Genomic DNA, 13602 nt, shown 5'->3' with positions numbered 1-13602 from the left:
TCAGCCGAGGCCTGGCGACGTGCGCCAGGCCCGCGACCGCGAGGCATCAGGGCTTGATTTCGAGCAACTCGATTTCGAAGACGAGTGCTTCGTTGGGACCGATGCGCGGCGGGTCACCCTTCACACCGTAGGCAAGGCTGGGCGGCACCGTGACCTTCCACAAGTCACCCACGTGCATGCGTTGGATCACTTCCTGCCAGCCCGGGATCACCTTGTTGTTGACCACGAAACTGACTGGCGAACCATGCGCCCACGAGCTATCGAATTCGGTACCGTCGATCAGCATGGCACGGAAGTTCACGGTCACCACCGAGCCTTCCGGCACGGGCTTGGTGCCTGTGCCCTTCTTCACTATTTCGTACTGGATGCCTGAGGGAAGCTGGATGACACCGGGCTTCGCCTTGTTGCGCTCCATGTAGTCGGCGCTCTTGCGCGCATTGTTTTCTGCAGCCTGTTTGAACTGCGCCAACGCCTGCGTATGCATTTGCTCGTCGAGCTCGCGCAGCTGATCGTGCATGTCCCGCATGGGCACGGTCGGGCGCTTCTTGGTGTATGCGTCCTGGATGGCACGCACCAAGGTGGGAATGTCCACGTCCGGATCGCCGTTGGCGAACTGACTGCCGATCTGGTAGCCAATGGCGTAGGACAGTTTGTTCTTGTCGAGCTTGACCTGGGACTGGTCCTGCGGGGCCCCACTGTCCTGGGCATGCGCCACGACACCCCACATCAGGATGCCCAGCGCGAGCCAACGCAGTTGTGCCATGCCTTCCTCCATTGCAGCCGCAATTCGCCCATCCTAAGCCGTCCGGGCGATTCATGCAGCGGAACCGGACGATCCGGCGTCCCTGCTGAGAACATCCGGGGCGCCAAAGGTTCCCGCTGGTACCATCGTCGCTTTTCCTGCCGGAGTGGAATCATGGCCTATCGCAACCTGGAAATCGCCAACCGCGGCGCGGTGCGCACCATCACCGTCAACCGCCCGGACAAGCTCAATGCGCTCAACCGCGAGACGCTCAACGAGCTGACCCTGGCGTTCTCCCAGGCCGCCCAGGACGACGCCGTGCGCGTGGTGGTGCTGACCGGCGCCGGTGAGAAGGCTTTCGTGGCCGGCGCGGACATCTCGGAAATGAATGGTTACACGCCGGTCCAGGCGCAGGGCTTCTCGCGTGCCGGCCAGCGCCTGATGAGCCTGGTCGAACGCCTGGGCAAACCGGTCATCGCCCGTATCCAGGGCTTCGCCCTCGGCGGCGGCATGGAACTGGCCATGTGCTGCCACCTGCGCGTGGCGAGCGAGAAAGCCAAGTTCGGCCAACCCGAGATCAACCTCGGCCTGATCCCCGGCTTCGGCGGCACGCAGCGCCTGTTGCGCCTGGCCGGCCGCGGCGCAGCGCTGGAGCTGTGCCTGCTGGGCACCCCGATCGGCGCCCAGCGCGCCTACGAACTGGGCGTGGTCACGCGCGTGGTAGCGCCTGAGGCGCTGGACGACACCGTGAACGCCATAGCTGACCAGTTGGCGGCAGCCGCCCCGCTGGCTGCGGCCGGCATTCTGGACGCAGTCCTGCAAGGCGGTGAAACCAGCATCGACCAGGGCCTGGAGTTTGAAACACAGGCGTTCGCTCTGGCCTTCGCCACCGAGGATATGCGCGAAGGCACCACGGCGTTCCTGGAAAAGCGCAAGGCAGAGTTCAAGGGCCGCTGATCCAAAAGCACGACGGCCAGCGCAAGGGCTGGCCGTCGTGGCGACTCCGTGGGCGCTGCGGTCAGTGACCGCCCTTGTACTTCTTCTCGCCCGCGGTCACCGCGAGGTCCATGCGGTTTTCCGGCGGTGCCAGTGGACATGTCGCGTACGGCGTGAACGCGCACGGCGGGTTGTAGGCGCGATTGAAGTCCAGCACGACCTTGCCGTCCTTCGGCAGATCCGCATACATGAAACGCGCCGCACCGTAGGTTTCCTTGCCAGACGTGCGATCCGCGATCACGAAGAACAGCGAATCGGGCTCTTCCTGAATCGGCATCAGCTCGTAGGTGTGGCCATCGCGATGGAACACGGCCTTGCCCGGCACCTTTTCCTTGTTGATCGTCCCCAGCACCGAGCCAATCTCCAGCTCGTGCGGTGGATTGAACGGCACCCAGTCGGCCACGATGCGCCACGAGGGATCGGCCGGGTAATAGTCCAGCCCCTGGAAATGCGAGCGCGTTTCGGCGTTGCTGTCCTTCACGCGCAACGCCTTACGGCCGTCGCGCTCGATGACAAGGAAGCTCACCGAACCAAACGCCACCACGGAAGGACTGCCGTCGCCGGCGTGGGCGTCATCGATCAGCGCCGCCTCGGTAACGGACTGACCGTTGACGGTGGCAGCGCTGTGCTTATCCAGGACGATATGGAGGCTGCCGTCCTTCGCCACCGTCACCATGCCAAGATGCGCGGGGCCGGCCTTGAGCACGACGTCATTGTCGGACGCGCTGCCTACACGATTGGCGCCATCCTTGAGCCAGTCCAGGCCGATCAGGCTCAACCAGCCGTTCGGGGCCGTGAGGCTGGCCAGGCGCTTGTTCCGCCAGTGGGTGTTCTGCTGGGAGAAATCGGTCGACGCGGCGGCGTCGCTGGTCTGGGCTTGCACGGTGGCAACTCCAAGGGTCAGGGCCAAAGCGAGTACGGCGGTACGCAACATGATGAGGTCCGTCGAAACGAGGTTCCGAGTATGGCCGTCCATTTGGCGACGTGGCAAGCACACACCTTCCCGGAAAACGGTCAGCGTCCGCGCAGGAACAGCTTGTCCAGTTCCGGCAGGCTGAGCTGGGTCCAGGTCGGGCGTCCATGATTGCATTGCCCGGAACGTTCGGTCGCCTCCATCTCTCGCAACAAAGCATTCATTTCAGGAAGGGTGAGACGCCGACCGGCGCGCACCGAGCCATGACAAGCCATGGTGGCGAGCAGTTCGTTTTCCAACTCCTGCAGGCGGCGCGAACTGCCGTGCTGCGCCAGCTCGCCAAGTACGTCGCGACACAGCTGGGCGACGTCAGCCCCTTCCAGCAAGGCGGGAATCCGCCGAACCACGACGCCGGACGGACCACTGCGCGACAGTTCCAGGCCCCACTCCGCCAAAGCGTCCGCATGTTCTTCCGCAGCGGCGGCTTCTTTCGCACTCACCGATACGTTCAACGGCACCAGCAGCATCTGCGAGCGCAGGTTGCTGCACGCACGGCCAGTCTTGAGCTTTTCGTAGGTGATGCGTTCGTGCGCCGCGTGCATATCCACGAGGATCAACCCAAACGCATTTTCCGCGAGGATGTAGATGCCCTTGAGCTGGGCGAGCGCAAAGCCCAGCGGCGGCGCCTCTTCCTCGCTGGCTTCGGGCAGCGGTGCATGGGTGGCGAAGGCCAGCGCCGTGGGTGCGTTAGCCGGTTCGCCCAGCAACGCGGCGTAACCGGCCAGCGGCTGGTCCCTCACACCCAGACTCAAGCGGCTCTGGCTGAAAGCGTTCGGCCATGCCGGTGCGGACATTGGCTGCGCCGACGGTGGCGCCATGCCGTAAGACGATGCCATGACGGGTGACAACGGTTCGCTCGCGGGCAAACCCGTGTTGCCGGCGCGCGTCTGCGCAAGTACTTCGTGCAGGGTACGGAACAGAAAATCGTGTACCAACCGCTGCTCGCGGAAACGGACTTCGTGCTTGGCCGGATGCACGTTCACATCCACACCGACAGGATCCAGTTCGAGGTACAGCACGAACGCCGAATGACGCCCGTGGAAAAGCACATCGGCATAAGCCTGGCGCACGGCGTGCGCAACGATTCGATCGCGCACCAATCGTCCGTTGACGTAGAAGTATTGCGAGTCCGCCTGCGAGCGCGACGCCGTCGGCAAACCCACCCAGCCCGACAAATGCAGGCCGGCCGCAGCGTGGTCGATGCGCAGGCACTGGGCCGGGAAATCCTCGCCCATCACTTCCGCCACGCGTAGCAACGCCGCGCTTTCGTCGCGTGCCGCCTTGAGGATGCGGACTGGCTTGCCGTTGTGACTCAAGCGGAATTCCACCGAGCTACGCGCCAATGCCAACGACTTCAGCAGATCATCGATATGCGCGAACTCGGTACGCTCGGCACGGAGAAATTTGCGTCGCGCCGGCACGTTGTAGAACAGGTCGCGCACTTCCACGCTGCTGCCCTGCGGGTGCTGCGCTGGGCGGGCGGCCTGCATCTTGCCGCCATCCACTTCGATGCGGAATGCCGTATCCATGCCCTGCGCGCGCGACGTCAGCGCGAACCGCGCCACTGAGGACACAGAGGCCAGCGCTTCGCCGCGAAAGCCCATGCTCGCGACATGCTCAAGATCGTCAAAGCTGCCGATCTTGCTGGTGGCATGCGAGGCGACCGCCAGCTGCAATTCGTCGGGAACGATGCCGCAACCGTCATCGCGCACACGGATCAGCCGGGCACCGCCCTGCTCGATATCTACTTCAATGCGCGTGGCACCCGCATCGAGACTGTTTTCGACCAGTTCCTTCACGACGGAAGAGGGTCGCTCGATCACTTCACCGGCAGCGATCTGATTGATGAGTTCGGGTGGGAGGGGACGAATGACTGGCATTACCAAAGCTTAGAGCCTGTCGCCCCGGGGCGAAAGCAAAAGCGCCGCCCCAGGGGCGGCGCTTCGTTCAAACCTTGGTAAACCCGACTCAACTGGCCGGGATGGCCAGCATCATGCCGACATGTACGCTGCTGTCGCTGTCGAGCTTGTTGGCGTTCTTGATCGCGCTGATGCTCACACCATACTGCTTGGCGATGCTGCGCAGGTCTTCACCGCGCTCCACACGATGCAAGTCTTGCACGCCGTCATCGGCGCGGGAGGAAGCGCTGGGCGTGGAAGCCATGGCTTGGGCCACGGCGCGGGTCGCCTTGGCCGAGGTCTCATAGTCGCCCTGCGAGGTGGCGACATTCGCCATGCCGTTGCGACGGGATGCCTGGGCGGCGAACCAACTACCCGGCGGCGGCGTGGATTCGAAATAGCCTCGGATACCACCCATCACCGCGGTGGCGAGGCGCGCCTGGTGCGAAGGGTCGCGCAGCTTGCGCTCTTCGTCCGGGTTACTGATGAAGGCCGTCTCGACCAGGATCGACGGTACGTCCGGCGAGCGCAGCACCACGAAGTTCGCGCGCTCCACGTAGCCGCGGTGCGTCGGACCCATATTGCCCAACGCCTTGAGCACATTGCCGGCAACCGATTCGCTCGCCTGCATGGAATAGCCCTGCTGCAAGTCCAGCAGCACGGCGGCCAAGCCGTCGTTCTTGTCGTCCAGCGTGACACCGCCGATCAGGTCGGCACGGTTCTGGCCGTCAGCCAGCCAGCGGGCTGCCATGCTGGTCTTGCCGCGCGGCGATAGCACCCACACGGAGGAACCCTTGGCGTCGCCGTTGATGAAGGCGTCGGCGTGGATCGACACGAACAGGTCGGCGGAGTTGTTGCGGGCGATCTGGTAGCGCTGCGCCAGCGGGATGAAAAAGTCGGCGCTGCGCGTCAGCACGGCACGCATGCCGGGCTGCTGGTTGATCTGGTCGGCCAACTGGCGAGCCACCGCCAGGGTGACGTTCTTTTCCAGCGTGCCGCCGGGGCCGTGTGCGCCGGGATCTTCGCCGCCATGGCCGGCATCGATGGCGATGACCACTTTGCGCTCGCCGTTGAGCAATGCGGCAGCGGCGCGCGTGGAGGCCATACCGCTCTGGGTCGGCTTGATCGAGGATTTGCCCGTGCTGCGCACCGGATCAGGCGCAGGGGTCGGCGCCTGAACGACGGCAGTCGGCGGGACCACGTTCGCGGCGGTCGTGGCGCTGTCGCTGTCCCCATCGCTGCTGTCTGATGGGGCCGATGTGGATACGGATGACTTCACCGGCGCCGACTTGGCCACACTGCCATTGCCCGGGTACAGGTCGACCACCAGCCGGTAGCCGTAATCGGCCTGCGGCTTGAGCAGGAAGCTCTTGACGCTGCTGGAGGGGTCGATTTTCGCAGTCAGGCGGACGTTATTGCCCTGCTTTGCCCCGCTCAGGCCCTTGTATAGGCCCGTGGCACCCGGCGAGCTGAAGCCACTGGCGATGGTGCTGGCGTTGACGTCAACCGTCAGCTCGTCACCGTCCTGGTTGAGCTTGTAGGTCACCGGGCCGGACACGTCCAGCACGACACGGGTGTATTCGGGGCCTGCCCAGACACGGGCGGACTTCACGTCGGCCGCGCGGGCGACGCAAAAAGGCACCACGGCGAGCAAGGCCACGGCGCCAAGCAAAACAGGATGCGTCCTTAATCCCTTCATGGAGCGGAATTGAAGCCCAGCGGCCTCACGATTGCAAGAGGTTTTCCCTTGAATTTCCATAACCTGCACAGCTTTCGTCAGTCGGCATCCAGCTATCGGCTGCAAGCCACGCAAACTGAAGGCTTAGCTGCCAGCTCAAGCCATGACAAAAATCTCAGCAAGTACCGATACTTAGGCGCATCGACAGCCGAACACGAGTTCAGCCCAGGTGTGAGGTGATGGCCGCGCCACGCTCTGTGCGCACTTCCATTCGGGCTTTGCGCCCGGTGCCCGCATAACCCAGATGCACGATCAGGTCGGGCGCAGGAAGCGCCCCAGCGCCACGCTCCGGCCATTCGACCAGGACAAGGGCGGCCGGGTCGGACAAGGCGTCCAGCCCCAGCCACTCCAACTCCCCCGGATCAGCGATGCGATAAAGGTCCAGGTGCCACGCGGCGCGCCCGTTGGCACGATAGGACTCGACCAGACTGTAGGTTGGGCTTTTGACCCGCTCCCCCACACCCAGCGCCCGGAGCAGGGCGCGGGCAAAGCTCGTCTTGCCGGCGCCCAAGTCGCCGTGCAGATAGACCACCAGTCCACCGTCCAGGGCACCGGCCATGCGGGTGGCTAGCTCGGCGGTGGCCGCCTCGTCGGGTAGATTCCAGGTTGGATCCGTCATGCTTCCTGTCCATTGAGCAGCCGCCGTAGAGGCTCCAGCAGATCGCTAGCCATCAGACCGCGCTCGCCACCTTGCCGCGCGGCGAGATCCCCGGCCCGGGCATGGAGCGCCACGCCAAGGCAGGCCGCCTGCCAGGCATCGCAGCCCTGTGCGATCAGCGCGGCAATGATGCCGGTCAGCAGATCGCCCATGCCACCCGTGGCCATGCCCGGGTTGCCCCACGGACATACCGCCACGCGGCCTGCGGGATCGGCCACCAGGCTACCGGCCCCCCTTGAGCACTGCCACCACACGATAGCGACGAGCCAGCTCGCGCACGGCCGCAAAACGGTCCTTGCCGACATCCGCGGTATCGCAACCCAGCAGGCGTGCCGCTTCTCCCGGATGGGGCGTAATCACAGCTGTGCCGGGCAATTCGCGCGGCTCGTGCGCCAGCAAGTTCAAGCCATCGGCATCCAGCACCAGCGGCAGGCCGGCCTCCAGCGCGGTCAGCCACAAGGCATGACCCCAGGCACCCTGCCCCAGCCCCGGCCCCACTGCCAGCACGGTGGCGCGCGGCAGCAAAGCTTCCAGTGCCTGCGGGCCGTTGACGTCGTGCGCCATCAGTTCGGGCCGGGCGCTGTTGAGCGCGATCAGATGTTCGGCACGCGTGGCCACGCTGACCAGTCCCGCACCGCCGCGTAACGCCGCTTCACCGCACAACCGGATCGCACCGGCCGTGCCGTGATCGCCGCCGATCGCCAGCACATGTCCGTTGTTGCCCTTGTGCGCCTGACGCGGACGCGGCGGCAGGGTCCAGGGCTGCATGAGTTCGGCATCCGCCTCAGCCCCCTGCCACAGCGTGTCGGGCAAACCCAGCGATTCCCATTGCACGCTCCCCACATAACCCGGTGCGAGCCCGGTGCAGAGGCCACGCTTGGCGGCGATAAACGTCACGGTGACGCTCGCCTGCACGGCATCGCCGGGCACATCGCCCGTGTCAGCGTTCACGCCAGATGGCACATCGAGCGCAAGCACGGGTGCCCCCGTGGCATGAATGCGGTTCACCAGCGCGGCTACATCCGGTGTCAGTGCGCGCTGCAGACCAGTGCCGTAGAGCGCATCCACGTGCACTTCGGCCAGCGGAAGTTCGAGGTCCTCCCGCCATGCGTGCACTGCACCACCGCCGTGCTCGAACTCGCGACGCGCACGAATGGCATCCTCACCGCGGCTTTCGCCATACGCGAAGACATCCGCATGGATACCGACCTCGCGAGCGAGCGCGGCGAGCAAAAAACCGTCCCCGCCGTTGTTGCCCGGCCCGCAATACACCGCGATGCGGCGCGCGTGCGGCCAGTGCTGGCGCAGGCAGACCAAGGCAGCAGCGGCGGCACGCTGCATCAGTTCATAGCCTGGAATGCCGAGCACGTCGATGGCGCGGCGGTCGAGCGCCCGCACCTGTTCAACGGTGTAGAGCTCATGACGATGGATGGAGGCGGTCATGACGGGAATTATAGGCATGCCCGAGAAGGGGCCGGCACGCATAGCGCCTACAATACGCACATGCCTTCCGTTTCCACCCCATCTGCCGACTACGCTGCGCTCGCGCTCGACATCAAGCGCTGGGCGGGTGAGCTCGGTTTTGCCGATTGTGGGATCGCCGGCACCGATCTGGGCGAGGACGAGTTGCATCTCAAGCGCTGGCTCGACGATGGCCATCACGGCGAGATGGAATACATGGCCCGCCATGGCGACAAGCGCAGCCGCCCGGCCGAACTGGAGCCGGGCACATTGCGTGTGATCTCCGTACGCATGGATTACATCCCACCCGGCACGCGTAACGCATGGAACGTACTGCACGATGCCGAGGCTGGTTACGTTGCGCGTTACGCGCTGGGCCGCGACTATCACAAGCTGATGCGCAACCGGTTGCAGAAACTGGCCGAACGCATCCACGGTGCCATCGGCGACTTCGGCTATCGCGCGTTCGTCGACTCGGCACCAGTGCTCGAAAAGGCACTGGCACGCAATGCCGGGCTCGGATGGATCGGCAAGCACACCGTGCTGATCAATCGCAGCGCCGGCTCATATTTCTTCCTTGGCGAGCTCTATACGGATCTGCCGCTCCCCCTTGATGCGCCGGCCAGCGCGCATTGCGGAAGCTGCCGACGCTGTATCGACATTTGTCCAACGCAGGCCATCGTGGCTCCGTACAAGCTCGATGCGCGGCGCTGCATCTCGTATCTCACCATCGAATTGCGCGGAAGTATTCCGGAAGAACTACGCGAACCGATGGGCAACCGTATCTTCGGTTGCGACGACTGCCAGCTGATCTGTCCGTGGAACAAATTTGCGCAGGACGCGACAGAGCCGGATTTCGCACCGCGCCATCGCCTGGACGGCGCGAAGCTGGTGGAACTGTTTGGCTGGAGCGAACAAGAATTCCTGCAGCGGACGGAAGGCATGGCGATCCGTCGCACGGGTTACGAAGGATGGCTGCGCAACATCGCCGTCGCCCTCGGCAATGCCCCGCATTCGGAAGACGTGCGACAGGCGCTGCTTGCACGTGCCGATCATCCTTCGGACGTCGTGCGCGAGCACGTGGCCTGGGCACTCGCCCGTCAGGCCGCCTAACCCCGTGCGGGAGCACACAGGGCTCCCGCACGGCACGACGGTTATTGAGCGGTACGGCGCTCGTGGATCGCTTCGATCAACGCCTGCGTTGCCGAATCAAAGGCGCCTGCGTGCTTGGCACCGTCTTCGCCCAATGCGGGAAGAATCTGTCGCGCGATTGCCTTGCCGAGCTCCACACCCCACTGATCGAACGCGTTGATGCCCCACAGATGGCCGAGCATGAACACCTTGTGTTCGTACAAAGCGATCAATGCACCTAGGCTTTCGGGCGTCAACGCATCCAGCAGCATCACGGTGCTCGGGCGGTCGCCCGGGAAGGTGCGTTGGGCTGCAAGCACACGACGCTCTTCTTCTGTACCGGATGTCGCTTCGGCCAGTGCTTCGTCGAGCGTTTTGCCTAGCGCCAACGCCGCTGCCTGCGCGAGCAGGTTCGACAACAAAGCCTCGTGGTTGGCGTTGAGATCGTGCGCGGGCTTTACAACACCGATGAACTCGAGCGGCACGACATCCGTGCCCTGGTGCAACGACTGGAAGTAGGCATGCTGTGCATTGGTTCCCACGCTGCCCCACACTACCGCCGAGGTGGACTGCGTCACGTGCTGCCCCTGCGGCGTGACCTGTTTGCCCAGACTTTCCATCTCCAATTGCTGGAGGTAGGACGTAAGGTCGGTCAGCAGATCCGCGTACGGCACCACGGCGCGGCTGCCGCGCCCCTGAGCGTTACGGTTCCAGTACTCCACCAGGCTGAGCAGCACCGGCAGGTTCTCTGACCACGCGGCAGAACGGAAGTGATCGTCGACCAATGCCGCGCCACGCAGCAATTCGTGGAAGTTGTACGAGCCGATCGCAATCGCCAGCGACAACCCCACCGCTGACCAAAGCGAGAAACGGCCGCCGACGAAATCCCACATGGGGTAAACCTGCGCGGCCGGCACACCCCACTTTTCCGCCTCAGCGACGTTGGCGCTGACCGCCAGGAAATGGCGGGACACAGCCGGCTTGTCGCCGCCGTAGGCACGACTGATCCAGTCGCGCAAAACAGTGCCATTGAGCAGCGTTTCCTGCGTGGTGAACGTCTTGGACACCAAGATAACCAGCGTGCGCTTCGGATCGAGCTGGTGCATCAACTCGTAGGCCGATTGGCCGTCCACATTGGTAAGGAAGTGGCTACGCAGGCCCGGCACGTGATACGGCGCCAATGCGCGCACCGCCAGGCGCGGCCCGAGGTCCGAGCCGCCGATGCCGATATTCACTACATCAGTGATGCCTGGAGCGACGCCGAAGGCGCTGGCATCGCCAAGCTCCATGGCTTTCACCAGCGCATCAATGCGCTGCAGGGTCTGCTCGATTTCCGTGAGCGCATCTTGCGGCGCAGGTGACCGCAGTTGCGAACCGCTAGCACGCAGCGCGGTATGCAACACCGCGCGGTTTTCGGACGTGTTGATGGGTGCACCCGCAAACATAGCGTCGCGGGCCGCCTGCCAACCGGAGGCTTCGACATGCGCACCCAAGGCGTTCAACGCCTTGAGGTCGAGCTTCTGTCGGCTGAGGTCGAGCAGGATCGGGCCAAGACGATGGCGCAGTCGCTTGCCACGCTCGGCGTCCTTCAACAGCTCGCGAAGATGCGTGCCGGCCAGACGGTCGACGTGTTCTGCCAGGAAGGACGGACGGCGCTCGGGCGACATGGGATCTCATGTTTGGCTTGGAGAGATCCCGATCTTACGCAGCTTTCCGCGCCACACGCCAGCAGATTTGTTGCACCGCACTTACACCCCGCCCGAAGGCGGAGCCCATGCTTCAGGCGGCAGCCATCTGCTTCGGAATCGAGCGATTGGTGTGCGAAATCGCGTTGTTGGCGTCCACGTACACCAGCGTCGGCTGGAACTGCTCCAGCTCCGCTTCGGACAGCTGGGCAAACGCAGCGATGATGATCAGGTCACCCGGCTGTGCACGATGCGCGGCGCTACCGTTCACCGAGATGATGCCGGAGCCTTCCTCCGCACGCAGCGCGTACGTGACGAAACGCTTGCCGTTGTTGATGTTCCACGCATGGATCTGTTCGTACTCGCGCATGCCAGAGGCATCGAGCAACAGGCCGTCGATGGCGATGGAGCCTTCGTAGTGGAGCTCGGCATGGGTCACCGTGGCACGGTGAATCTTGCACTTGAGCATGTTCAGGTTCATGACTTCAATTCCGGCAGGTACAGTCCGCGTAGCACACCATTATCCCGCCGGGACGCGCCGCATCGCAACAACAGTCCCGGCAAGCCACAAATGGGGATGCTCAGTCGAAAGGCAAGTTGTCGATCAGCCGGGTGGAGCCTAGCCGCGCTGCGATCAGGGCGACCAGGCCGTCGGTCTCGCCTTCGCCTGGCTCGGCCAGGTCTTCGGCGCGGCGAATGGCCGCGTAGTCCGGCTCGAAACCCGCCCGCGCCAGCTTGGACGCAGCAGCCTGCTCCACCACATGCCACGCATGGCCCTTGGCGATGAGCTCTCGCATCTGCTGCAGGGTGGCGTAGATCTGAGGCGCCAGGGCGCGCTGGTCAGGGGTGAGGTACTGATTGCGCGAACTGAGCGCCAAGCCGTCTTCGGCACGCAGGGTGGCCGCGCCCATGATCTTCACTGGCAGCGACATGTCGCGGACCATGCGCTCGATGACCTTGAGCTGCTGGAAATCCTTTTGACCGAACACCGCCAGGTCCGGCTGAACCAGGTTGAACAGCTTGCACACCACGGTGGCGACGCCGTCGAAGTGGCCGGGGCGATGAGCCCCTTCCAGCGTCTCGGTGAGCTGGGGCACGTGGAGGCTTACGCTGTTCTGGGAACCGAATGGATACAGCGTGGCGACTTCCGGCGCGAACAGCAGATCGCAATCCTGCTCGGCCAGGCCGACCTGATCCTGCACCAAGGTACGGGGGTAGCGCTCAAAATCCTCGTTCGGCCCGAACTGCGTCGGATTGACGAAGACGCTGGCGACCACGCGCTCTGCCCGGGCGCGGGCCAGCTTGATTAGCGAATGGTGACCGGCATGGAGATTGCCCATGGTGGGCACGAAGCCCACGGTAAGGCCCTGGCCGCGCCAGCCGCGGATGACGGCGCGCAGTTGCGCGGCATCTTGCACTGTTTGCATATCGGTTCTGCTTTGCTCTGTCGCTTCAGTCGAAGCAATGTTCCGGTGCCGGGAAGGTGCCACTGCGCACGTCCTCGGCATAGGCCGCGATCGCCGCAGCCACAGAGTCGCGTCCTGCGAGGAAATCCTTGCTGAATTTCGGTCGCTTACCCGGCGTGACACCCAGCATGTCATGGATGACTAGCACCTGCCCGTCACAATGCGGACCGGCACCGATACCAATGGTCGGAATGGAGACAGCCCGCGTGATGCGTTCGCCCAGGACCGTGGGAATGCCTTCCAGTACCAGCAAGTCGGCGCCAGCAGCTTCCACCGCTTTGGCTTCTTCAACGAGCCGGTCGGCGGCATCCTGCGCACGCCCCTGAATACGGAACCCACCGAACTTATGTACGGATTGCGGGGTAAGCCCCAGGTGCGCGCAGACGGGAATAGCTCGCTCGACCAGTGCCGTGATGACTTCCAGGATATGCGGCGACGCACCCTCGATCTTCACCATCGCCGCGCCGCCCTCGCCCACCAACTGCGCGCCGGCTTCGAGCGCATGCGGAACATCGCGATCGGCCATGAAAGGCAGGTCGGCAATGAGCAGCGTCGCGTCGAGCCCGCGCGCCACGATGCCGGTGTGATAGACCATGTGATCCAACGTGACCGGCAAAGTGCTTTTGTGCCCCTGGATCACCATGCCCAGCGAGTCGCCTACCAAGGCCACGTCGATACCGGCCATTTCCAACTGCGCCGCGAAGCTCGCGTCATAACAGGTCAGCATAACGATGCGACGGCCTTCCGCCTTCATCGCACGCAGCGCCGGCACGGTGACTGGCTTGCGCGTGGGTGCGTTCGCTTTTTGCGCGTACACGATGATTTCCTAGAACGGAAGTAGACGTGGATTATCC

General features: G+C 64.2%; 11 protein-coding genes and 1 pseudogene. 2 read left to right on the top strand and 10 right to left on the bottom strand.

Translation table 11 applies throughout. The features are described from left to right. Positions 1-46 precede the first annotated feature (46 nt). Complete coding sequence (locus DYST_RS22455; RefSeq protein WP_233202467.1) at positions 47-763, bottom strand: FKBP-type peptidyl-prolyl cis-trans isomerase; 717 nt, start codon at positions 761-763, stop codon at positions 47-49. Between the two features lie 153 nt (positions 764-916). Between DYST_RS22455 and DYST_RS22450 the strand changes: the two genes are divergently transcribed. Then, the gene (locus DYST_RS22450) at positions 917-1699 is read left to right on the top strand and encodes an enoyl-CoA hydratase/isomerase family protein (RefSeq protein WP_239948574.1); all 783 of its coding nucleotides are present in this window, start codon (positions 917-919) and stop codon (positions 1697-1699) included. Positions 1700-1760: 61 nt separating this feature from the next. Here the strand turns inward: DYST_RS22450 and DYST_RS22445 are convergent, their stop codons facing one another. The 5 genes and pseudogenes from DYST_RS22445 to DYST_RS22425 form a co-directional block, all read right to left on the bottom strand. Beyond that, positions 1761-2672 (bottom strand): DUF1684 domain-containing protein, encoded by a 912-nt coding sequence (locus DYST_RS22445; RefSeq protein ID WP_239948572.1) that lies wholly within the window; start codon positions 2670-2672, stop codon positions 1761-1763. An 80-nt stretch (positions 2673-2752) separates the two neighbouring features. After that, positions 2753-4591: a DNA mismatch repair endonuclease MutL gene (mutL, locus tag DYST_RS22440; RefSeq protein WP_239948570.1), complete on the bottom strand. Its 1839-nt coding sequence runs from the start codon at positions 4589-4591 to the stop codon at positions 2753-2755. 88 nt (positions 4592-4679) lie between these two features. Further along, positions 4680-6308 carry an N-acetylmuramoyl-L-alanine amidase gene (locus DYST_RS22435; RefSeq protein WP_239948563.1) on the bottom strand — a complete coding sequence of 543 codons (1629 nt, stop codon included), beginning with the start codon at positions 6306-6308 and terminating at the stop codon, positions 4680-4682. 199 nt (positions 6309-6507) lie between these two features. Next, positions 6508-6966 (bottom strand): tRNA (adenosine(37)-N6)-threonylcarbamoyltransferase complex ATPase subunit type 1 TsaE, encoded by a 459-nt coding sequence (gene tsaE / locus DYST_RS22430; RefSeq protein ID WP_102303525.1) that lies wholly within the window; start codon positions 6964-6966, stop codon positions 6508-6510. After that, positions 6963-8448, bottom strand: a pseudogene (locus DYST_RS22425) (NAD(P)H-hydrate dehydratase). Before DYST_RS22425 ends, tsaE begins: the two are co-directional and overlap by 4 nt. A 60-nt stretch (positions 8449-8508) precedes the next feature. Between DYST_RS22425 and queG the strand changes: the two are divergent. Next, positions 8509-9579 (top strand): tRNA epoxyqueuosine(34) reductase QueG, encoded by a 1071-nt coding sequence (gene queG, locus DYST_RS22420; RefSeq protein WP_239948561.1) that lies wholly within the window; start codon positions 8509-8511, stop codon positions 9577-9579. A 41-nt stretch (positions 9580-9620) separates the two neighbouring features. On the opposite strand, the gene pgi is transcribed toward queG, so the two are convergent. The 4 genes from pgi to panB all read right to left on the bottom strand — a co-directional run bounded on the left by pgi (position 9621) and on the right by panB (position 13565). Next, entirely contained in the window at positions 9621-11264 is a 1644-nt protein-coding gene (gene pgi, locus DYST_RS22415) for a glucose-6-phosphate isomerase (protein ID WP_239948559.1), read from the bottom strand. Between the two features lie 112 nt (positions 11265-11376). After that, entirely contained in the window at positions 11377-11763 is a 387-nt protein-coding gene (panD, locus tag DYST_RS22410; protein ID WP_239948557.1) for an aspartate 1-decarboxylase, read from the bottom strand. A gap of 100 nt (positions 11764-11863) precedes the next feature. Further along, positions 11864-12709, bottom strand: a complete 846-nt coding sequence (panC, locus tag DYST_RS22405) for a pantoate--beta-alanine ligase (RefSeq protein ID WP_239948555.1) — start codon at positions 12707-12709, stop codon at positions 11864-11866. Between the two features lie 25 nt (positions 12710-12734). Beyond that, complete coding sequence (panB, locus tag DYST_RS22400) at positions 12735-13565, bottom strand: 3-methyl-2-oxobutanoate hydroxymethyltransferase (RefSeq protein WP_275666890.1); 831 nt, start codon at positions 13563-13565, stop codon at positions 12735-12737. Positions 13566-13602: the final 37 nt, after the last annotated feature.

The sequence above is a fragment of the Dyella terrae genome, from assembly GCF_022394535.1.
In the GTDB taxonomy this organism is placed as follows: domain Bacteria; phylum Pseudomonadota; class Gammaproteobacteria; order Xanthomonadales; family Rhodanobacteraceae; genus Dyella.
Note: the sequence above shows the minus strand (reverse complement) of the source record. Positions and strands in the feature narration are given on the sequence as shown.